The 18,407-nt window shown below is 69.2% G+C and carries 20 protein-coding genes; 14 read left to right on the top strand and 6 right to left on the bottom strand.

Annotation, left to right across the window (positions count from 1 at the left end):
* The first annotated feature begins 5 nt into the window (after nt 1–5).
* Nucleotides 6–899 carry a LacI family DNA-binding transcriptional regulator gene (locus ACQ3HE_RS11610; RefSeq protein WP_079704362.1) on the top strand — a complete coding sequence of 298 codons (894 nt, stop codon included), beginning with the start codon at nt 6–8 and terminating at the stop codon, nt 897–899.
* A 61-nt stretch (nt 900–960) separates the two neighbouring features.
* Here the strand turns inward: ACQ3HE_RS11610 and ACQ3HE_RS11605 are convergent, their stop codons facing one another.
* Nucleotides 961–1,788 carry a DeoR/GlpR family DNA-binding transcription regulator gene (locus ACQ3HE_RS11605; protein ID WP_202939568.1) on the bottom strand — a complete coding sequence of 276 codons (828 nt, stop codon included), beginning with the start codon at nt 1,786–1,788 and terminating at the stop codon, nt 961–963.
* 95 nt (nt 1,789–1,883) lie between these two features.
* Between ACQ3HE_RS11605 and ACQ3HE_RS11600 the strand changes: the two genes are divergently transcribed.
* The 3 genes from ACQ3HE_RS11600 to ACQ3HE_RS11590 all read left to right on the top strand — a co-directional run bounded on the left by ACQ3HE_RS11600 (nt 1,884) and on the right by ACQ3HE_RS11590 (nt 3,895).
* The gene (locus tag ACQ3HE_RS11600) at nt 1,884–2,882 is read left to right on the top strand and encodes an acetylxylan esterase (RefSeq protein WP_430892872.1); all 999 of its coding nucleotides are present in this window, start codon (nt 1,884–1,886) and stop codon (nt 2,880–2,882) included.
* A 12-nt stretch (nt 2,883–2,894) separates the two neighbouring features.
* The gene (locus ACQ3HE_RS11595) at nt 2,895–3,428 is read left to right on the top strand and encodes a GNAT family N-acetyltransferase (protein ID WP_430892871.1); all 534 of its coding nucleotides are present in this window, start codon (nt 2,895–2,897) and stop codon (nt 3,426–3,428) included.
* 68 nt (nt 3,429–3,496) lie between these two features.
* Nucleotides 3,497–3,895, top strand: a complete 399-nt coding sequence (locus ACQ3HE_RS11590; RefSeq protein ID WP_430892870.1) for an NUDIX domain-containing protein — start codon at nt 3,497–3,499, stop codon at nt 3,893–3,895.
* 39 nt (nt 3,896–3,934) lie between these two features.
* Here the strand turns inward: ACQ3HE_RS11590 and ACQ3HE_RS11585 are convergent, their stop codons facing one another.
* Nucleotides 3,935–4,324 (bottom strand): VOC family protein, encoded by a 390-nt coding sequence (locus ACQ3HE_RS11585; RefSeq protein WP_086472518.1) that lies wholly within the window; start codon nt 4,322–4,324, stop codon nt 3,935–3,937.
* A 105-nt stretch (nt 4,325–4,429) separates the two neighbouring features.
* Here ACQ3HE_RS11585 and ACQ3HE_RS11580 point away from each other — a divergent pair, with 105 nt between their 5' ends.
* On the top strand, nt 4,430–4,870 hold the full coding sequence (locus tag ACQ3HE_RS11580; RefSeq protein WP_430892869.1) for a DoxX family protein: 441 nt from the start codon (nt 4,430–4,432) through the stop codon (nt 4,868–4,870).
* Between the two features lie 64 nt (nt 4,871–4,934).
* Entirely contained in the window at nt 4,935–5,300 is a 366-nt protein-coding gene (locus ACQ3HE_RS11575) for a hypothetical protein (RefSeq protein WP_192018882.1), read from the top strand.
* Nucleotides 5,301–5,365: 65 nt separating this feature from the next.
* On the opposite strand, the gene ACQ3HE_RS11570 is transcribed toward ACQ3HE_RS11575, so the two are convergent.
* Complete coding sequence (locus ACQ3HE_RS11570; RefSeq protein ID WP_430892868.1) at nt 5,366–6,715, bottom strand: MFS transporter; 1,350 nt, start codon at nt 6,713–6,715, stop codon at nt 5,366–5,368.
* A 162-nt stretch (nt 6,716–6,877) separates the two neighbouring features.
* Here ACQ3HE_RS11570 and ACQ3HE_RS11565 point away from each other — a divergent pair, with 162 nt between their 5' ends.
* The 4 genes from ACQ3HE_RS11565 to ACQ3HE_RS11550 all read left to right on the top strand — a co-directional run bounded on the left by ACQ3HE_RS11565 (nt 6,878) and on the right by ACQ3HE_RS11550 (nt 11,885).
* Nucleotides 6,878–9,226 carry an FAD-dependent oxidoreductase gene (locus ACQ3HE_RS11565; protein ID WP_430892867.1) on the top strand — a complete coding sequence of 783 codons (2,349 nt, stop codon included), beginning with the start codon at nt 6,878–6,880 and terminating at the stop codon, nt 9,224–9,226.
* 53 nt (nt 9,227–9,279) lie between these two features.
* On the top strand, nt 9,280–10,062 hold the full coding sequence (locus ACQ3HE_RS11560; RefSeq protein WP_159876585.1) for an IclR family transcriptional regulator: 783 nt from the start codon (nt 9,280–9,282) through the stop codon (nt 10,060–10,062).
* A gap of 44 nt (nt 10,063–10,106) precedes the next feature.
* The gene (locus ACQ3HE_RS11555; protein WP_430892866.1) at nt 10,107–11,075 is read left to right on the top strand and encodes an acetylxylan esterase; all 969 of its coding nucleotides are present in this window, start codon (nt 10,107–10,109) and stop codon (nt 11,073–11,075) included.
* 78 nt (nt 11,076–11,153) lie between these two features.
* A complete protein-coding gene (locus ACQ3HE_RS11550; RefSeq protein ID WP_159876590.1) occupies nt 11,154–11,885 on the top strand; it encodes a YoaK family protein in 732 nt (243 codons plus the stop codon).
* Nucleotides 11,886–11,910: 25 nt separating this feature from the next.
* Here ACQ3HE_RS11550 and ACQ3HE_RS11545 read toward each other — a convergent pair whose 3' ends face one another.
* Together ACQ3HE_RS11545 and ACQ3HE_RS11540 are read right to left on the bottom strand one after the other, a co-directional pair.
* A complete protein-coding gene (locus ACQ3HE_RS11545; RefSeq protein WP_085511449.1) occupies nt 11,911–12,312 on the bottom strand; it encodes a RidA family protein in 402 nt (133 codons plus the stop codon).
* Between the two features lie 104 nt (nt 12,313–12,416).
* Nucleotides 12,417–13,229, bottom strand: a complete 813-nt coding sequence (locus tag ACQ3HE_RS11540) for an endonuclease/exonuclease/phosphatase family protein (RefSeq protein WP_430892865.1) — start codon at nt 13,227–13,229, stop codon at nt 12,417–12,419.
* 77 nt (nt 13,230–13,306) lie between these two features.
* On the opposite strand from ACQ3HE_RS11540, the gene ACQ3HE_RS11535 reads away from it, so the two are divergent.
* Nucleotides 13,307–13,786: a hypothetical protein gene (locus ACQ3HE_RS11535; RefSeq protein ID WP_430892864.1), complete on the top strand. Its 480-nt coding sequence runs from the start codon at nt 13,307–13,309 to the stop codon at nt 13,784–13,786.
* Here the strand turns inward: ACQ3HE_RS11535 and ACQ3HE_RS11530 are convergent, their stop codons facing one another.
* Nucleotides 13,787–14,851: a LacI family DNA-binding transcriptional regulator gene (locus tag ACQ3HE_RS11530; protein WP_430892863.1), complete on the bottom strand. Its 1,065-nt coding sequence runs from the start codon at nt 14,849–14,851 to the stop codon at nt 13,787–13,789.
* 286 nt (nt 14,852–15,137) lie between these two features.
* Between ACQ3HE_RS11530 and ACQ3HE_RS11525 the strand changes: the two genes are divergently transcribed.
* The 3 genes from ACQ3HE_RS11525 to ACQ3HE_RS11515 are packed head-to-tail and all read left to right on the top strand — an operon-like array spanning nt 15,138 to nt 18,366.
* Nucleotides 15,138–16,472: an extracellular solute-binding protein gene (locus ACQ3HE_RS11525; protein WP_194642931.1), complete on the top strand. Its 1,335-nt coding sequence runs from the start codon at nt 15,138–15,140 to the stop codon at nt 16,470–16,472.
* Between the two features lie 2 nt (nt 16,473–16,474).
* On the top strand, nt 16,475–17,425 hold the full coding sequence (locus ACQ3HE_RS11520; RefSeq protein WP_079706135.1) for a carbohydrate ABC transporter permease: 951 nt from the start codon (nt 16,475–16,477) through the stop codon (nt 17,423–17,425).
* Nucleotides 17,422–18,366 carry a carbohydrate ABC transporter permease gene (locus ACQ3HE_RS11515; protein ID WP_430892862.1) on the top strand — a complete coding sequence of 315 codons (945 nt, stop codon included), beginning with the start codon at nt 17,422–17,424 and terminating at the stop codon, nt 18,364–18,366. Before ACQ3HE_RS11520 ends, ACQ3HE_RS11515 begins: the two co-directional genes overlap by 4 nt.
* The last annotated feature ends 41 nt before the right edge of the window (nt 18,367–18,407 follow it).

The following is an 18,407-nucleotide window of genomic DNA, read 5'->3' as shown; positions in this document are numbered from 1 at the left end:
GCACCATGTCGGACGCCGCCTTCGGCTCCCAGCGGTCGGCACCGGTACCGCGCCGTTCGCGCACGGGCATGGTGGCGCTCGCCGTCCCGAACCTCGACGAACCGTACTTCGCGGAGCTCACGACGCTCCTCGTCCGCGGCGCCGACGAGCGCGGACTGTCGATCCTCATCCAGCACACCGAGGGCGACCACGACCGCGAGGTCGACATCGCCAACGGGGTGGGCCTGCCGCTCACGGACGGACTCATCCACATCCCCCGCTCGCTGACGGTCGGCGACCTCACGCGGCGGACCTCCCCGGGGCCCCTGGTGCTCCTCGGCGAGCACATCCAGGTGAGCCCGTTCACGCACATCTCCATCGACAACCGGGCGGCCGCCGACGCCGCGACGACGCACCTCGCCGAGGCCGGCTGCTCTCGTATCGCGTTCATCGGGCCCAGGGACGAACGTCCGTCCGACGCGGCGGATCAGCGGTACGCCGGGTATCGGGACGTCGTCGCGCGGCTCGGCCTCGCGCAGGAGCCGTCGCTGATCGGGCACGTCGACGCGTTCACCCCCGAGGAGGGACGCCGCGTGATGCGTCGGATGACCGCCGAGGGCGTCGAGCTCGACGGCGTCGTCTGCTCCAACGACTCGATCGCCTTCGGCGTGCTCGCGGCCCTCCACGAAGCCGGCCGGCGGGTGCCCGAGGAGGTCGCGGTGATCGGCATCGACGACGTCCACGCCGCCCAGTTCTCGACCCCGTCGCTCACGACGGTCGCTCCCGACTACGACGCGATCGTGCGCGCGGCCTTCACCGAGCTCGAACGCCAGATCGCCGCCCCGCCCGGAGCCGACACGCCGGTCCGGCACGTGGTCGTCGACGCACGGATCGTCGTGCGGGACAGCACGGCACGCTGAGGTCCATGAGCGGGAGGACAGGCCGGCGCGCCGCCGTGGCGGGGTGCTGGAGGTGTCGCGGTCAGGCGTCGATGCGGTCGTCGTCGGCGGAAGCGGAAGCGGAGGCGACTGGCGCGAGCCAGACCTCGCCGAACTGCGCGCGGAGCGTGGTCTCGACGTCCTCGGCCACGTCGTCGTCCATCACGAGGTGGTCCACCTCGCGCAGGTCGACGATCGTCGTCAGTCCGACGGCGCCCCACTTCGAGTGGTCGGCGAGGACCACGGAGCGACGCCCGGCGCCGACGAACGCCCGGTTGGTCTCGGCCTCGAGGAGGTTCGAGGTCGTCAGCCCCGCCTGCAGGTCGATCCCGCGGACGCCGAGGAAGACGACGTCGCAGTGCAGGGACTCGATCGCGCGCACGGCGACCGGGCCGACCAGGGCGTCCGAGGGGGTACGGACGCCGCCGGTCAGCACGACCGTCTGGGTGTACGGCTCGTCGGCGCGGTCGGGCCGCGCGAACACGTCGGCCACCGGGAGGGAGTTCGTGACGATGGTGAGCTCCGGGATGGCTCGCAGCTCCTGCGCGAGGGCCCAGGTGGTGGTCCCGCCGGACAGGCCGACCGACATGCCGGGCTCGACGAGGATGGCCGCGCGTCGGGCGATGGCGCGCTTCTCGGCGAGCAGTCGGCGTGCCTGGTTGGGGAAGCCCAGCTCGGCACGGTCGGGCAGTCTGGGCGTGGTGGCGCCACCACGGACGCGGTCGACGAGGCCCTCCGTCGCGAGTTGCTCGATGTCGCGTCGCACGGTCATCTCGCTGACGCCGAGTGCGGTCGCGAGGTCGACGACGCTCGCCGCACCGTTGCGGCGCACCTCCGACATGATCTGCGATCTGCGTTCCGCACCGAGCACAGCGTCCTCCTTCGACCCGGTTGCCAGTCTGGCACGCGCGCACGGCGAACCTCGGCACCGGCGATCCACGACGACGAGACGGAGGCGGACAACGCATGCGTGAGGTACGACATCGGGACTGGTTCGGCGATGAGGTTCGCGACGGCACCTACGGCTACGACCTCGAGGGGCTCCTGGCGGTCGAACCGGTCGTGCCGCCGGCCGGATTCGAGGAGCTGTGGCGTGGGTGGTACGCGGCGGCACGCGAGGTCTCCCCGGATCCGGTCCTGACCCCGATCGGCCGGCAGGGTGCCCACGAGGTCTTCGTCGTGGAACACACGGTGGCCGACGGCCTCCGCCTGCGCGGATGGCTCGCGACGCCGGCGGACGGGCAGGCGCGATTCGGGATGGTGCACGGGCACGGCTACGGCGGACGGGACGCACCGGATTGGTCCCGCGTCCCGGACGACGCCGCCGTCATCTTCCCGGTCGCCCGCGGTCAGGGCGTCTTCAACACCGGACTCGGGGCACCGACGCCGGAGGACGGACACGTCCTGTTCGGCATCGACAGCGTCGAGCGGTACGCGCTCGGCCGCTGTGCCGTCGACCTCTGGCACGCGGCGTCGGCGCTGCTCGACGTCGTCGGACCGCTCCCGCTCTACCTCGTCGGTGAGAGCTTCGGCGGTGGGATCGGTGCGCTCGCCCTGCCGTGGGACGACCGCTTCGTCGGAGCGACGCTCGTGGTGCCGAGCTTCGGTCAGTACGACGTGCGCCTGCGCCTGCCGTGCGAGGGGAGCGGGGAGCGGGTGCGATACCACGTCGCCGAGCACCCCGAGGCGCGCGAGGTCCTGCGGTTCTTCGACGCGTCGACGGCCGCGGGGTTCGTCCACGTGCCGGTGCGGGTGGAAGCCGCGCTCTGGGACGGACACGTGCCACCACCCGGGCAGTTCGCCGTCGCCAACGCGCTCGAGGACCCCGAGTTGAGCGTCCTCCCCGCCGGGCACACCGAGTACCCGGGGCTCGAAGCCGTGCTGGAGGAGTCGTACGCGGCGACGAGGGCGCACGCACTCCGGTCGGTCGCGCGGGCGGTGGCAGGAGCTGCCAGCGAGACGTGAGAGGGTGGAACGATGATCGCCGCGCTCACGCTCCCCACCACCCTCACCACGCCGGGACAGGAGCTGCTGCTGCGCCGGGCCACCCTCGCCGACCTCGACGCGCTGATGGCGCTCCTCGCCGACGACCCGATCAGTGCGTCCCGCGGTGACCTGGCGAAGGAGAGCGATCTCCCCGCCTACGAGCGTGCGCTCGCGGACCTCATCGACGACCCGGCGAACGAGATCCTGCTGGTCGTCGACGCGGCGGAGGCCGTCATCGCGACGATGCAGCTGACCCGCATCCCCGGGATGGCCCGGCGCGGCTCCACCCGACTGCTCGTCGAAGCCGTGCGGGTCTCCTCCGCGCTGCGATCCGGCGGCGTCGGAACGGCGATGATGCGCTGGGTGACGGACGTCGCCGCCCCCGCGACCGGATCGTCGATCGTGCAGTTGACCTCCGACGAGGCTCGGGTCGACGCCCACCGCTTCTACGAGCGACTCGGCTTCGTCGGCTCGCACCGCGGCTTCAAGTACGCCGTCGACGCCGCACCTCGACAGGCTCGGTGACCGGTGGTGGCTCGGTGTCTGGTGGCGGCTCTGTGTCCGGTGAGCACGCGGCGAGGGACGGGCGCCCGATGAGCGGTCAGCGCCACGACGTGGTCTGCGCGGTCCTGATCCGGCATGGACAGGTCCTCCTTGCGCATCGGGCCGCGACGAACGACTGGTACCCGGACGTCTGGGACCTCCCGGGTGGGCACGTGGAGTCGGGCGAGACCGGTATGCAAGCGCTGATTCGCGAGCTGCGCGAAGAACTCGGGGTGTCGATCAGCGAGTTCGATGACCCGCCGGTCGCGGAACTCCGACTCGAGGACATGACTCTGCGGATCTGGCGCGTCGACACCTGGCTCGGTGAGCCGCGGAACCAAGCTCCCGAGGAGCACGACGCCGTGGGATGGTTCGACCTCGCGCAGCTCGAGGAGCTCGAGCTGGCGTCTGTCGACTACCTTCCGCTGCTTCGCCGTCTGCTCGAATGACGGCACAGGGCTCCGCGCTCCTGATGCCGCCGCGTCGGACTACCGGCCGACGAAGAACTCGAGGGCGATGCCGTCCGGGTCGGTGAAGCTGAGGGCTGTCCCGTACGAGGCTTCGACGAGTCCGCTGTGCTCGATGCCCGCGGATGTCAGGTGTGCGGCCCACGCGTGGAGCTCATCGACGGAACCGACCGTGAACCCCAGGTGGTCCAAACCCGGACTGAACGGCGTGAAGTCGCCGGTCTCCGTCGTCTGGTGCTCGGTGAGCCCGAGCGTGACGCCGTCGGGGAGCGAGAAGAGCTTTCGAGTGAGTCCGGGGCCGTCGATGGCGCCGACCGGGGCGAATCCGAACACCCGTTCATAAAACGCGGTGCTGGTCTCAAGGTTTCGGACGGTGAAAGCGACATGGTTGACTCCGCTGAATTCGGGCATGTCGTCAGTGAACTCCCGGTACCTCCCAGTCGACTGGGAACGAGGACGGCCCTCCCGGCAGAACTGTTGATCCGGGCCCAGGGGCAGCGGGCCTACGCTCTGAGGATGGGTATCGTCCGCACACTCGCCCGCTGGCTCCTCGGAGCTGTCCTCACCTTCGCCGGCGTCGGCCACCTCTCGTTCGCCCGGCAGTCGTTCGTCGCCCAGGTGCCGCAGTGGCTGCCCCTGCCGGTTGATCTGGTCGTCGTGGCGTCGGGAGTCGTCGAGATCCTGCTCGGCCTCTCGCTGATCCTGCTCGCCCGGTACCGCGTCGCCGTCGGTTGGATCGTCGCCGCGTTCTTCGTCGCGGTGTTCCCCGGCAACATCGAGCAGTTCGTCCGCGGCACCGACGCCTTCGGGCTCGACAGTGATCTCGCACGCGGTGTCCGGCTGGTGTTCCAACCGCTTCTCGTCGTCTGGGCGCTCTGGTCCACGGGAGCGTGGCGAGCGTGGCGGACCAGCCGCCGCCGGTCGTCCTCGACCGAGTCCGGCCTCGGAGCTGCCTAGTCATCCGGCCCCACCGGGTGTCAAGGGGCCTGAGGTTCCAGGCCTGATCCGGCAGGGTTGATGCATGCGATGCATTACATACGCGGGTGAGAACGTTGTGACGACCGACGAGGTCGCGGCCCTGCTGGTCGAACTGACGGCGGAGCTCGCGAAGCGCGGACGCGCTGAAGCGGTCACCATTCCGATCGTCGTGGACTCCGACGTCGAAGACGCATCAGCCCAGCTCGTGATCGGTCTCGGCAACGACGTGCTGTCCGTGCCGCACGCCTGGGATCAGGACGTACCGGACTTCAGTGAGGCCGAATCGCGCCTGCAGGGCTACCTCGACGACATCCGTCCGTCCACGACGGCCTACGAGCCGCGCGACTCCATCGAGACCTCGGACGTGCTCGAGGATCCCGACCTCGACCTCCGCGACTTCGCCCGCTGAGTCGGACTTGCGCGACAACGCCGGCGTCGACCCCTCTGGTCGACGCAGGCGTTCGTCCGGGTCGCTCAGCGCGGGAGCGGCAGCTTGGCCGTCTCGCGGGCCCGCAGCACGACGATCAACGCGATGAGCGCGGCCGCCATCACATAGAACGCGGGGGCGAACCGATTGCCGGTCGATGCGATCAGGAATGTCGCGAAGTAGGGCGTGATCCCACCGAACACGGCGACCGACAGGTTGTACGCGATCGCCATCGAGCCGTAACGGATGCTGGTCGGGAACAGCTCGGCCATCGCCGCACTCGACGCGCCGTCGTACGCCGCCATGAAGACGCCGAGGATCACCATCGCGACGGCCGCGGCGGCGAAGTTGCCCGCGCTCATGAGCATGAGCGTCGGGTACGTCAACACCAGGAACCCGACGCAACCGGCGATCATCACCGGCTTCCGCCCGATGCGGTCGCTCAGCAGGCCCATGAACGGGACGAGGATCGCGATCGCGAGCAGCCCGAGCACCGTGACCCCGTAGCTGAGCGGCTGCGAGTAGCCGAGGTCGGTCTGCAGGTAGGACGGCATGAAGGTCTGCAGGATCCAGTGGCCGACGGCCTTGATGACGACGAAGCCGACGCAGAAGAGCAGCGCCTTCCACGAGGTGCGCAAGGAGGTCCGCAGCGGTGACTTCGAGACGGCCCCCTTGGCCTGGATCGCCTGGAACTCCGGGGTGTCCTCGAGCTTGTTCCGCAGGTAGAGGCCAGCGAGGCCGAGGGGCAGGGCGAGGAAGAAGAGGGCGCGCCAACCCCATTCGTTGAGGGCGTCGGTGCCGAGCGTCGAGGTGAAGAGGAGCACGAGGCCCGCACCGACCACGAAGGCCGCGAAACCGAACACGTCGATGAAGCTCGTCACGAACCCGCGTCGGTTGGACGGAGCGTACTCGGCGAGGAGCGTCGTGGCGCCGGAGCTCTCACCACCTGCGGCGAAGCCCTGGACGAGCCGCACGATCACGAGCAGGATCGGCGCCCAGAGGCCGATGAGGTCGAACGTCGGCAGGAGGCCCATGACGACCGTCGCCCCGGAGGTCACGAGGATCACCGTCGCGAGGACCGTCTTGCGCCCGATGCGGTCACCGAGCGAGCCCCAGAAGAGGCCACCGAGCGGACGCATCACGAAGCCGGCCCCGAACACCGCGAACGCGGACAGGAGGGCCGCCTGCGTGTTGCCCTGCTGGAAGAAGTTGAGGCTGATGACGGTCGCGAGCGTGCCGTAGAGGCCGAAGTCGAACCATTCGACGAAGTGGCCCGCCCCGGCGGCCCAGATCACCTTCCGCATGCGGCGTGATCGCTCCGCGTCGTCGTAGGGGGTCTGTGCGCTGTGCGCGGCGGCTTCGGCCAGGGCTGCAGCCTGGGTCCTGCTCTCGTCCATCGGTCCTCACATCGTTGTCGGGGTGCTTCGAGGTTCACCTGCCGAAGAATCTTACCCACTGAATGGGAAAGTCGTACCGCTGAATGGTAGCGTGGCACTCGCCCGGTGGTCGCCATCTGTTCGACGGCTTCCAGGATCACGCATCACGAAGGAGTGTCATCCATGCAGCACCGCACCCAGACCGCAGACGTCGTCGTCATCGGCGGTGGCCTCGCGGGTGTGTCAGCAGCCGTCGCCGCTGCCCGCCTCGGTTCGCGGGTCTCGCTCGTCACCAACCGGCCGGTGCTCGGTGGCAACTCGTCGAGCGAGGTTCGGGTGTGGGTGGTCGGAGCGACCGCGCACGGCCACCAGCGGTTCGCGCGGGAGACCGGGATCATGGGGGAGCTCTTCCTCGAGAACCAGTACCGCAACCCGGAAGGCAACCCGTTCTACTGGGACCAGACCGTCCTCGACCTCGTGCGCGCCGAGCCGAACCTGCAGCTGCACCTCAACACCGACGTCCGCATCGTCACGATGGAGGAGTCGTCGGACGGTGGGGAGTCGCCGTCGCCACGGATCACGTCCGTCACCGGATGGACGATGGGCAGCGAGATCGAGACCGAGTTCATCGCCCCCGTCTTCATCGACTGCACCGGAGACGGGCTGGTGGGTCATCTGGCGGGTGCGACCTCCCGCATCGGGCGAGAGGGCCGTGCCGAGCTCGGCGAGCCGTGGGCGCCCGAGGTGGCGGACGACGAGCTCCTCGGCAGCTCGATCTTCTTCTACACGAAGGACACGGGACGCCCAGAGCGGTTCGTCGCTCCTGACATCGCGCGCGACATCCGCGACACCCCGATCCTCACCAACCGGATCATCCGGACCGGCGACAACGGCTGCAACTACTGGTGGATCGAGTGGGGCGGCGAGCTCGACACCGTCGCCGAGAACGAGCAGATCCGCGACGAGCTGTGGAGCGTCGTCTTCGGGATCTGGGACTACATCAAGAACTCCGGCGAGTTCGACGCCGACACCCTGACGCTGGAGTGGGTCGGGTCGATCCCGGGCAAGCGCGAGTACCGGCGGCTGCTGGGCGACCACACCCTCACGCAGAACGACCTGCTCGACCAGGTCGACTTCGAGGACACCGTGGCCTTCGGTGGATGGTCGATCGACCTGCACCCGGTGGAGGGCGTCTACGCCGAGAGCGCCGGTGCGCAACAGCGCTTCAGCAACGGCACCTACGGGATCCCCTTCCGCAGCCTGTACTCGCGGGATGTCGGCAACCTGTTGTTCGCCGGACGCAACATCTCCGCCTCCCACGTCGCGTTCGGGTCCACCCGCGTCATGGCGACCTGCGCCACGCAGGGTCAGGCGGTGGGGACGGCTGCGGCGCTCATCGCCCGCGACGGACTGACGCCGCGGGAGCTCGCCGGGCAGGCGCTCCCGCTCCTGCAGCGCACACTCATCCGCGAGGACGCCCCGGTCATCGGCATCACCACGGGCGACCCCGACGATCTGGCCGGGCGGGCGACGGTCTCCGCCTCGAGCGCGCTCAGCGCGATCTCCACGCTGGAGCACCTCGGCTCCGGCGAGCGGTTCCCCCTCGACCGCGACGTCGCGATCCTCGTACCCGTCGCTCCGTCACTCGACCAGATCACCCTGCTCGTCGACGCCGCACGCGACGCGACCCTCCGCGTCGAACTGTGGAGCACCGGCAAGCGCCAGAACGCCGTCCCGGTCGAGCACCTCCTCGACGGCACGGCCGATGTCACCGCCGGGGTGGGCGTGCCCGCCACTGTCCGCTTCGGATGGACGCCCGAGATCGAGCAGAACGCCGTGCTCGTCGTCCGTTCCAACCCGGACGTCAGCCTGCTCCTCACCGAGGGCCACCCCTACGGCCTCCTCGTCCTGACCGCGAAGCACACGTCCGACGAGGTGTTCGACGACCACATCCCCGAAGAGCAGGACCAGGCGATCCTCGACTGGAACGCCCGGAAGCTCCGCGGACGGAGCGTCGCGCTGACCGTCGGTGGGGACACCACGGCGTACCGCCCGGAGCGGATCGTCGACGGCTACCAACGTCCCTACGGCGGACCGCACCTGTGGTCCTCGGAGCGACTCGATGACAACCGCGATCTGGTCGCCGAGCCCGAGGTCCTCACCCTGCACTGGGATGAGCCGGTCGATGTCGCGTCCGTCCGGATCGTGTTCAACGACGACGTCGACGTGGACCTCATCAACCTGCACCACCACCGCACGGACTTCGAGGCGGTGCCGGAGCTCGTCGCCGCGTACCGCCTCGAGGCACGACCGGCGGGTGCTCCTGAGGGGACGTGGACGGTGTTGGCCGAGGTCGAGGGGAACCGGCACCGGCATCGGATCCACGACGTCGAACCCGTGCGGGTCGACGCCCTCCGTGTCGTCGTCACGGCCACGAACGGGTCGCCCTACGTGAGCGTCGCGAGTGTGAAGGTCTTCGAGCAGCCGAGCGGGCGCACCACCCGGCCGCGCCGAGCCCGACCGCTACGCTGAACACGGCCTCCGAGGCCGGACATCCGAACCGACACCGACACCGTGGAGGACCCGTGGCAGGTGAGATCCAGCAGGGCATCGGCCGTGCAGCATCCGTGCTCGCCGTTCTCGGCGCATCGACCACCGGACCGTTGCGGGCCTCCGACATCGCCCGTGCGACCGGTCTCGGCACCTCGACGACCGCACGCCTCCTCGGCACGCTCGAGGAGCTCGGCTATGTGACGAAGGCGGCCGACAGTCCGTCCTACGCCATCGGCGCGACCATCCTGGCGCTCGCGAGCGAGGGGCTCAACCAGAACCCGGTGCACCGGGAGTCGCGTGCTCCCGCTCAGGAACTCGCACAGCGGATCGGCCTCAGCGTGAACGTCGGCGTGCTCGACGGCTCGAGCCTCATCTACCTCTGCCACTTCGAGGGAGCCCTCGCCCCGAAGTCGCACTCGATGATCGGGCTGCGCCAGCCGTTGCACGCCTCCGCGCTCGGCAAGTGTCTGCTCCTCGACCTCGACGCCGACGGCCTCCGTGCGCTGCTCGGAGATGAGCCGCTCCCGCGCTACACGGCCAACACCGTCACGGAGCACGCGGCGCTCGCCGCCGAGCTCGCGACGGCGCGGGAACGCGGCGTCTGCATGGAGGACCAGGAGCTCGCGTTGGGTCGTCTCGGGATCGCGGCGCCGATCCGCGACGCGAACGCCAGAGTCGTGGCGGCGATCTCCATCTCGGGTCGGCTGAGCCTGATGCGAGAGCGCAACCTCGACGTCCTCACCGAGGACCTCATCGAGGTGGCCGACCGCATCAGCGTCGGTCTCGGCCTCATCTCCGCGATCCCCTCCTCCTGACCTCTTCCCCACCCGTATCCGATCTCACGAACCGAAGGTGACCCGTGGCGCAATTCGACCTGCCCCTCGCCCAGCTCCAGCAGTACCTGCCCGACCGCGAGGAGGCGCCGGACTTCGACGCGTTCTGGACGGACACCCTCGCCGAAGCCCACGCCCTCGCGCAGCCGACGGTGCGTGAACGATCCAACCCCGAGCTGACGGGTCTCGTCGTCGAGGACGTCACGTTCTCCGGGTTCGGTGGCGACCCGATCAAGGGGTGGTTCATCCGACCGGCCGGCGCGACCGAGCCGCTCCCGTGCATCGTGCACTACATCGGCTACAGCGGCGGACGCGGGCTCGCCCACCAGTGGACGATGCACCCGTCCGCGGGCTACGCGGTGTTCGTCATGGACACGCGCGGCCAGGGGAGCGCGAACCTGCCGGGCGCGACGGCCGACCCGTTCGGGAGCGGTCCGCAGGTCGCCGGGAAGATGAGCGCCGGGCTCGGCAGCCCCGAGACCTACTACTACCGTCGGGTCTTCACGGATGCGGCACTCGCCGTCGACGTGGTGCGCAGCTTCCCGGAGGTCGACCCCGCCCGGGTCGTCGTCGCCGGTGGCAGCCAGGGTGGTGGCATCGCCCTCGCCGCGGCTGGGCTCTGCGAGGGACTCGCGGCGGCGCTCGTCGACGTCCCGTTCCTGTCGCACTTCCGTCGTGCCCTGCAGATCACCGACGCGAGCCCCTTCGCGGAGCTGAAGACGTACCTCATCAGCCGACGCGGCCACGAGGAGGAGGTGTTCCGCACGCTCTCGTACTTCGACGCGACGAACTTCGCCGCCCGCGCGACCGCCCCCGCGCTGTTCTCCGTCGCGCTCTGCGACGCGGTGTGTCCGCCCTCGACGGTGTACGCGGCGTTCAACCACTACGCGGGCACGCAGAAGGACATCGCCGTCTACCCGTATAACGGGCACGAGGGTGGCGGGCCGGTGCAGCAGCAGGCGCAGCTGACCTTCCTCGCGGACCTCCTCGCCTGACGCTCCGCTCGCCCATTCTTAGGCGAGCGAGCTCCCGTTCGCCCGAACGTGGGCGAACGGGCGTGGGACGATGTGCACGTGACTGAGACCGGCGGCACCGACCCGACCCTGACGACCACCCGGCGTCGGACGCGTGCCGGCATGATCGCGGCGATGGCGCTCGTGCTGTCGTTCGCGGCCGGGGCGACCGACGCCTTCGCGTTCCTGCAGCTCGGCGGCGTCTTCACCGCGAACATGACCGGCAACTTCGTGCTGGCCGGACTCACGAGCCGGCCCGACTTCGGCGAGGTGCTGCTCGGGGCGACCGTCGCCGTGCTGCTGTTCTCCGTCGGGACGTTCCTGGCCTTCCGCTTCACGAGGCTCGTCGCCACCGCTGACAGACCGACCCCGGAGGCGCCGCAGCACCGGCTCGTCCTCGTGCTCGGCGGTGCGGTGATCGCGCAGGCGTGCGTCCTCATCGGATGGATCGTGTCTCCCGAGACGCGCACGACGCCCGTGATCTGTGTCCTCATCGCGCTCTCCACGCTCGCGATGGCGGGGCAGACGGCCGTCGCCCGTCGCATCGAACGCTCAGGCGTGACCACCACCTTCGTGACCGGCACCCTCACGAGTCTCATGCAGAGCCTCGCCGACGGCGTCCACGACCACCACCTCATCCGGATCGGCGCGATCGTGCTGCTCGTGGCGGGCGCCCTCTGCGGCGCGCTCCTCACCGGCGTGGACCCAGTGTTCGGTGCGGCGCTGCCCCTCCTCCCGTCGATCGTCGGGCTGGTCCTCCTCCGGCTCGCGCCGACGGCCTCCAGCGACTGACGACGAGCATCGGCACCGATCGGTGTCAGGCGACGGCGGCGGTCGCCTCGATCTCGACGAGCTGGTCGTCGTAGCCGAGCACGGTGACCCCGAGAAGCGTCGATGGCACGTCGTGATCGCCGAAGGCGGCGCGTACGACCTCCCATGCGGTGACGAGGTCGGACTGCTTCGCCGAGGCGACGAGCACCCGGGTACTGGCCACGTCGGCAAGCGTCGCACCGGCGGCCTCGAGGGCGATGACGAGGTTCTCGACGCACTTCTCCGCCTGCCCGGCGACGTCCCCGACGGCAGCGGTCGAGCCGTCGACGTTCAGCGGGCATGATCCGGCCAGGAACAGCAGCCTGGCGCTCGCCGGAACGGATGACGCGTAGGCGTACTCCGCGGCGTCGGAGAGCTCGTCGGATCGGATCAGCGTGACGACGGACATGGTTCCTCCTCGTGGTGCGGGCGCGATCGTACGACCGCTCTCGATCCATCGTGCCCGACATCGTCGGACGGCGTCGGCGAGGACACCTCGGCGTCTGATCGCCGTCAGTGGGTGAGCTGCGCCCGGATGAGGATGGGGAAGTGGTCGCTCGCCTCCGAGGTGGGGTCCTGCTCGTCGACGAGGGCTTCGATCGGTTCCAGTCGGGTGTGCGGAGCGACGCTGCCTGAGCGACCGAGCACCCAGTCGATGCGTGCGTTCCCGGGACGCTGGGGACCGTAGCCCTGGAACGTGCCGATACCGTCGCTCTCGACCGGCGAGAGGTCGACGAACCCGGCGTCCGCCAGGGAGTCGTGCGCCGCCGATCCGCGTTCGGTGTTGAAGTCGCCGGTGAGGAGGACGGGGACGTCGATGCCGGAGAATCGGTCGGCGATCAGCTTCGCGCTGCGCGTGCGGACGTCGTCGCCGTGCGGTGAGCTCTCGTGGTCGAGGTGGGTGTTGGCGAAGACGAGCTCGTCGCCGGTGCGACGCTCGCGGAGCCTGACCCAGGTGACGAACCGTGCGTGCAGCGACGGCCAGGTGTTCGAGCCCGGTTCGTCGGGGGTGTCCGACAGCCAGAATTCGCCGGCGTCGAGCTGTTCGAACCGCGAGCGGCGGAAGCACACCGGCCCGTACTCGCCGGCCGAACCGCCGTCACGGCCCTGCCCGAACCAGTCGTACTCGGCGAGGCCCGGGAGCAGGTCGTGCAGCTGGTGCTCGCGGACCTCCTGCAGCCCGAGGAGGTCGGGCGCGTTGCGGGCGATGACCTGTGAGACGAGCGGTGCCCGGTCCACCCACTCGTGACCGGGCTGGGCGACAGCGGTGCGGATGTTGTAGCTCATGACGGTCAGGACGTTCTGGGTCAGGATGGATTCGCTCACCCGGCCAGCGTAGGGGAGCCGGGTGACGGGGAGCTGTCCCCATGTCGCCGGGCGGTCCGTCTGCCTAGACTCGCCCCATGACCTTCGACCTCCGCGACGCCCAGGCCCGGATCCTCGCGCTCAACAGCGAAGAACTCCCCTTCGTCTACGACCCGACACCCGACGGCATCGTCGCGCACTGGCGGTACGCCGACCAGCGCTGGCTCGGCTTCATCGGCGCCGGGATGTTCAGTGCCGAGTACGAGCTGCGGGTCGAGCTGCACCCCGAGGACGGGGAGTGGGAATTCCACGAGCAGTCGTCCTCCTCGAAGACGACCGTCGGTCTCGGCGGGCTTTCGACGAAGCGCACCTGGCAGTCCGGCCCGCAGAAGTCCTTCTCCTTCGGGCGGAGCGTCGCGCCGATCTCGCAGTCCACCGACCGCGATGGCACGACGACCGGCCAGTTCATGGGCTACGAGTTCACGACCGACGAGGTCAAGCAGCCCGTCATCGACGCCCTGACCGCCGCCGGCTGGAAGCCGCGCAAGGGGTTCTTCGGCAAGCTGTTCGGAGGCTGATCAGCCGCGTGCCGGTTCGGCGGGCACCGCACCCGTCGAGTCGCGCACGACCAGTTCCGGGCGGAGCAGGATCGCGTGGGTCGACTCCCGGTCGTCGGTCCGTTCGCGCGTGACCACCTGCTCGACGGCCAGCGCGGCCATGCGGGCGATCGGCTGACGGACGGTCGTCAGCGACGGTGACACGAGATCGGCCAGGGGGATGTCGTCGAAGCCGACGACGGAGACGTCCGTGCCGATGCCGAGTCCGAGATCGCGGATGCCTTTGCACACCCCGAGGGCCGTCATGTCGTTGATCGCGATGATGGCCGTCGGCGGTGGACCGGCGCTGAACAGGTCGTGCATGGCCCGCCGGCCGACCTCGGGTGCCTCGAGCTCGTCGGCATCAGCCGGAAGCCCCGCCCACACCGGCAACTCCGCCGCGTCGAGGCCCGCCGCCTGGACCGCCGCGAGGAAGCCGGCGTGCCGGACGGTCCGGTTCACCGAACGTTGCGACCCGGAGACGAACGCGATCCGGCGGTGCCCGAGCCCCGTCAGGTGGGACGTCGCGACGCTGCCGCCGACGTGGTTGTCGATCCCGATGCTCGCGACGAGGGGCGGGTCGCCGGGCTGGACGGGGCGGTCGAACAGGATGAGGTTGAGGCCGCGCTCGACGAACGACGCCAGGTGGTCGAGGGACGGCAGTGAGGTGCAGAGCACGATGTCGCGGACGCCGTTGTCCCACAGCTCCTCGACGTACCCGAGCTCTCGTCCGGGGTCGCGCTCGCTGTTGCCGAGGAGGACGTTGTAGCCGTGGCCGAGTGCGGCCTGCTCGAGTTCGCGGGCGAACGCTCCCCAGAACGGGTTGCTGACCGACGGCACGATGAGGCCGATCGTCTTCGTCTGCCCGGTGCGCAGTTGCCGTGCTGCCCGGTTGGGTCGGTAGTCGAGGGCTCTGATTGCTGCGAACACCCGGTCGCGGGTCTCGGGCTGCATCCGGTCGGAGCGACTGTTGAGGACGTTCGAGACGGTGCTCGTCGAGACGCCCGCTGCCGCGGCGACCTGTTGGATCGTCACCTTGTCGGTCATGACCGCCCCCTTCGTGGCTCCGCGTCAGCCGGGAACACGGCGTCGGTACCGCTTTCCAGTGTATCGATAAAGCGGTCGCGCCACCAACATCTCGCCGATTCTGCCGCTCTATGACTGGTATCGGCCACGACCGGCGACGCGGAGCCGGTTGACGTCACCGGACGTGATGGTTATGGTCGGTAAATCGATACACAAGATCATTGCCGATCCTGGATACCGATGACGACGACGTCACGGACTCGCGGCATCGTCGCCCCGAATCGATACCCGTGAAGGGAACCAACGCATGACCACCCGGACCATGAGGCCCCGCCACCGGCGGACGACCGGCATCCGCAGGGCCCGCATCGCCACCGGACTGCTCACCGCGAGTGCGCTCGCGCTGGCTCTCGGCGCGTGCTCGACCCCGGCAGCCGAGGAGGACACCGACCCGAACGCCATCAGCGGCGACCTGACGATGTTGACCCCGATCTTCGAGGGCACAGCGGGCCAGAAGCTGCTGGAGGAGGAGCTGCTGCCGCAGTTCACGGAGATGTACCCCGACGTGACCGTGTCCGTCGACTACACGAACTACGCCCGGCTCAATGAGAAGCTGACCACCGGCGTCGTCTCCGGTCTCGTGCCGGACGTCATGATGATGGGCGTCGGATGGATCGAGGCCTTCGCCGATCGCGGGGTGCTCGCCAACCTCACCGACGGAGGCCTCACCGCCGAGTCGCTGGAGCAGACCATGACGCCACAGATCGTCGAGGCCGGGCTCTGGAACGGCGACGTCTACGGCGTCCCGATCATGCTCGACGCCCGCTTCGGGGTGGCGCGGATGGACCTCCTCCGCGAGGCCGGCTACGACCACACCCCTCGGACCTGGGACGAACTCGTCGAGATGGCCGATGCGCTGACCGAGCGCGACGCCTCGGGCAAGCTGACGCGCACCGGCTTCGACATGTTGACCATCGAACCGCGCCAGATGTTCGAGACGGCCCTGTTCTCGAACGGCGGATCGCTCTTCTCCGACGACAACAGCTCGCCGGCGTTCGACTCCGAGCAGGGTGTGGAGGCGCTGCAACGGATCGTCGACCTCTTCCACGACGAGAAGGTGGAGGACACCGGCTTCTCGGCGCCCAATGCGACCGTCAACCCGCTCATCAACGGGCGCGCGGCGATGGCGATCGCACACAACAACGTGTGGACCCAGGCCGAGGCGGCCGACCCGGAGGTGTTGGACGACCTCGAGCCGTTCCTCATCCCCGGTGACTCGCCCAGCATGTTCGTCGGCGGCACGATGGCGGCGGTCTCCGCCACGTCGGCCCACGAACGGGCGGCGCAGAAACTCGTCGAGTTCCTGGCGAGCCCCGGCCCGGCGCTGGCGGCCAATCAGCAACGCGGCAACGTGCCGGCGCTCACCGAGCTCCTCGAGAGCGAGTACGTGCAGGACGACCGCCTGGTGCAGTTCGCCATGGAGAACCTGTCGGTCGCCAAGCGTGAGGGCGGGCCCCCCAAGTGGCTCGGTCTCCGCGGCGACGTCGCCCCGGCGATCGAGAACGCGATCCTCCGCAAGAAGACGGCGAAGGCGGCACTCACCGACCTCGCCGCGACCTTCCAGAAGAAGTTGGACCGGTGATCATGACCGCGACGCGCACCCCAGACGTCCCGAGGACGCTCGACCCTCGGCAACCTCCACCCATCCCGCGGCGGGCCGCCAGCAAGCGTGCGGCGCGGAAGAGCGGACTGTTCGGTTGGCTCATGGTCGCTCCGGCCGTGTTCCACATCGGCCTCTGGACCGCGATCCCCGTCCTCGCGACGATCGCCCTGAGCTTCACCGACTACGACATCTTCGACGCCCCCGCGTGGATCGGTCTCGACAACTACGTGGAGATCTTCCAGGACCCGGTGTTCGGCCAGGCCACGTGGAACACGATCGTCTACACCTTCTGGACCGTGCCCGCCTCGATGGCGATCGCCATGGTCATCGCCGTCGCGCTCAACCAGAACCTGCGACTGCGCACCTGGTTCCGGACCGCGTTCTTCCTCCCGCAGGTGACGGCCACGGTCGCCATCGCGATGGTCTGGCTGTGGATCTTCAACCCGCAGCAGGGTCTCCTGAACGGGATCCTCTCGGTGGTCGGCATCCCGGGTCAGGCCTGGCTGGCCGACCCCGAGTGGGCGCTCCCCTCGGTCATCCTCGTCGGAGCGTGGCAGGGCATCGGCATCAAGATGCTGATCTACATCGCGGCGCTGCAGAACGTCGACCCCTCGCTCTACGAGGCCGCCGCGGTCGACGGTGCCGGGCCGATCCGCAAGTTCTTCGCGATCACCGTGCCGATGCTGAAGCCCGCCACCTTCTTCGTGCTCATCATCTCGATCATCGGAGCGTTCCAAGTGTTCGACCAGATCTACGTCCTGACCGACGGCGGACCCGCCAACTCCACGACGATGATGACCTACGAGGTCTACCGATCCGCGTTCCAGAACTTCGAGATGGGGATGGCGTCGGCGCAGTCGGTGCTGCTGTTCCTGATGCTCCTCGTCATGACCGTCATCGGCCGCCGCGCGACGAAGGGTGACGAGGGATGACCGCCGAACCGCTCACGACGAGGTCGCTCGTCACCGGAGCTCACGAGGACTTCCCGACGAAGCCCGCCGGGCGTCGTCGGAACCGACGGTGGATCGGACGCGTCGTCCTCAACCTCGCCCTCACGCTCGGTGCGCTCACGATGGTCGTGCCGTTCATCTGGATGATCGCGACGTCGCTGAAGTCCCCGGCCGAGCTCGCCGAGTTCCCGCCGACGTTCCTGCCCAAGGTGTGGGAGTGGAGCAACTACCCGGAGGCGCTCCAGGCGGCGCCCTTCGCGACGTACTTCCGGAACAGCTTCATCATCTCCGCGTCGCACACGATCATCACGCTGATCTTCGCCGCGATGGCCGGCTACTCGCTGGCCAGGATCCGCTTCCGCGGCCGGGAGCTCGTGTTCCTCGGCTTCGTCGCGATGCTCATGATCCCGACCTACACGAAGATCGTGCCGCAGTTCCTCCTCGTGAAGTTCATGCCCCTGTTCGGCGGGAACGACATCCTCGGGCAGGGCGGATCCGGGTGGCTCAACACCTGGTGGGCGCTCATCGTCCCCGGAGGCCTGAGCGCGACCGCGATCTTCCTGTTCCGCCAGTTCTACCTCTCCCTCCCGACCGAGCTCGCGGAGGCCGCGCGCATCGACGGACTCAGCGAGTTCCGCATCTTCTCGCGGATCTACACGCCACTCATCAAGCCGGCGATCGCGACGGTCGCGCTCCTGACCTTCCAGGAGAGCTGGAACAACTTCCTCTGGCCGCTCCTCGTCACCACGAGGGACGACCTCAGGGTGATCCAGGTCGGGCTCGCGGTGTTCCAACAGCTCGACGGGACGCAGTGGCAATACCTGATGGCCGGCACCACGATGGCGACCATCCCGATGGTCCTCCTCTTCCTGTTCTGCCAGAAGTACTTCATCCAGGGGTTCACGAACGCCGGCATCAAGTAGCCGGCGACCCCGCCCACCGCTCATCACGAGCGGACCGAACA

The sequence above is a fragment of the Plantibacter auratus genome (assembly GCF_050587365.1).
Lineage (GTDB): Bacteria > Actinomycetota > Actinomycetes > Actinomycetales > Microbacteriaceae > Plantibacter > Plantibacter auratus.
Note: the sequence above shows the minus strand (reverse complement) of the source record. Positions and strands in the feature narration are given on the sequence as shown.

What these genes read in the sequence shown, in the direction of transcription:
- ACQ3HE_RS11610 (WP_079704362.1), top strand. Translation starts at nt 6, where the DNA reads ATGTCGGACGCCGCCTTCGGCTCCCAGCGGTCGGCACCGGTACCGCGC.
- ACQ3HE_RS11600 (WP_430892872.1), top strand. Translation starts at nt 1,884, where the DNA reads ATGCGTGAGGTACGACATCGGGACTGGTTCGGCGATGAGGTTCGCGAC.
- ACQ3HE_RS11595 (WP_430892871.1), top strand. Translation starts at nt 2,895, where the DNA reads ATGATCGCCGCGCTCACGCTCCCCACCACCCTCACCACGCCGGGACAG.
- ACQ3HE_RS11590 (WP_430892870.1), top strand. Translation starts at nt 3,497, where the DNA reads ATGAGCGGTCAGCGCCACGACGTGGTCTGCGCGGTCCTGATCCGGCAT.
- ACQ3HE_RS11585 (WP_086472518.1), bottom strand. Translation starts at nt 4,324, where the DNA reads ATGCCCGAATTCAGCGGAGTCAACCATGTCGCTTTCACCGTCCGAAAC.
- ACQ3HE_RS11580 (WP_430892869.1), top strand. Translation starts at nt 4,430, where the DNA reads ATGGGTATCGTCCGCACACTCGCCCGCTGGCTCCTCGGAGCTGTCCTC.
- ACQ3HE_RS11575 (WP_192018882.1), top strand. Translation starts at nt 4,935, where the DNA reads ATGCGATGCATTACATACGCGGGTGAGAACGTTGTGACGACCGACGAG.
- ACQ3HE_RS11570 (WP_430892868.1), bottom strand. Translation starts at nt 6,715, where the DNA reads ATGGACGAGAGCAGGACCCAGGCTGCAGCCCTGGCCGAAGCCGCCGCG.
- ACQ3HE_RS11565 (WP_430892867.1), top strand. Translation starts at nt 6,878, where the DNA reads ATGCAGCACCGCACCCAGACCGCAGACGTCGTCGTCATCGGCGGTGGC.
- ACQ3HE_RS11545 (WP_085511449.1), bottom strand. Translation starts at nt 12,312, where the DNA reads ATGTCCGTCGTCACGCTGATCCGATCCGACGAGCTCTCCGACGCCGCG.
- ACQ3HE_RS11535 (WP_430892864.1), top strand. Translation starts at nt 13,307, where the DNA reads ATGACCTTCGACCTCCGCGACGCCCAGGCCCGGATCCTCGCGCTCAAC.
- ACQ3HE_RS11530 (WP_430892863.1), bottom strand. Translation starts at nt 14,851, where the DNA reads ATGACCGACAAGGTGACGATCCAACAGGTCGCCGCGGCAGCGGGCGTC.
- ACQ3HE_RS11525 (WP_194642931.1), top strand. Translation starts at nt 15,138, where the DNA reads ATGACCACCCGGACCATGAGGCCCCGCCACCGGCGGACGACCGGCATC.
- ACQ3HE_RS11520 (WP_079706135.1), top strand. Translation starts at nt 16,475, where the DNA reads ATGACCGCGACGCGCACCCCAGACGTCCCGAGGACGCTCGACCCTCGG.
- ACQ3HE_RS11515 (WP_430892862.1), top strand. Translation starts at nt 17,422, where the DNA reads ATGACCGCCGAACCGCTCACGACGAGGTCGCTCGTCACCGGAGCTCAC.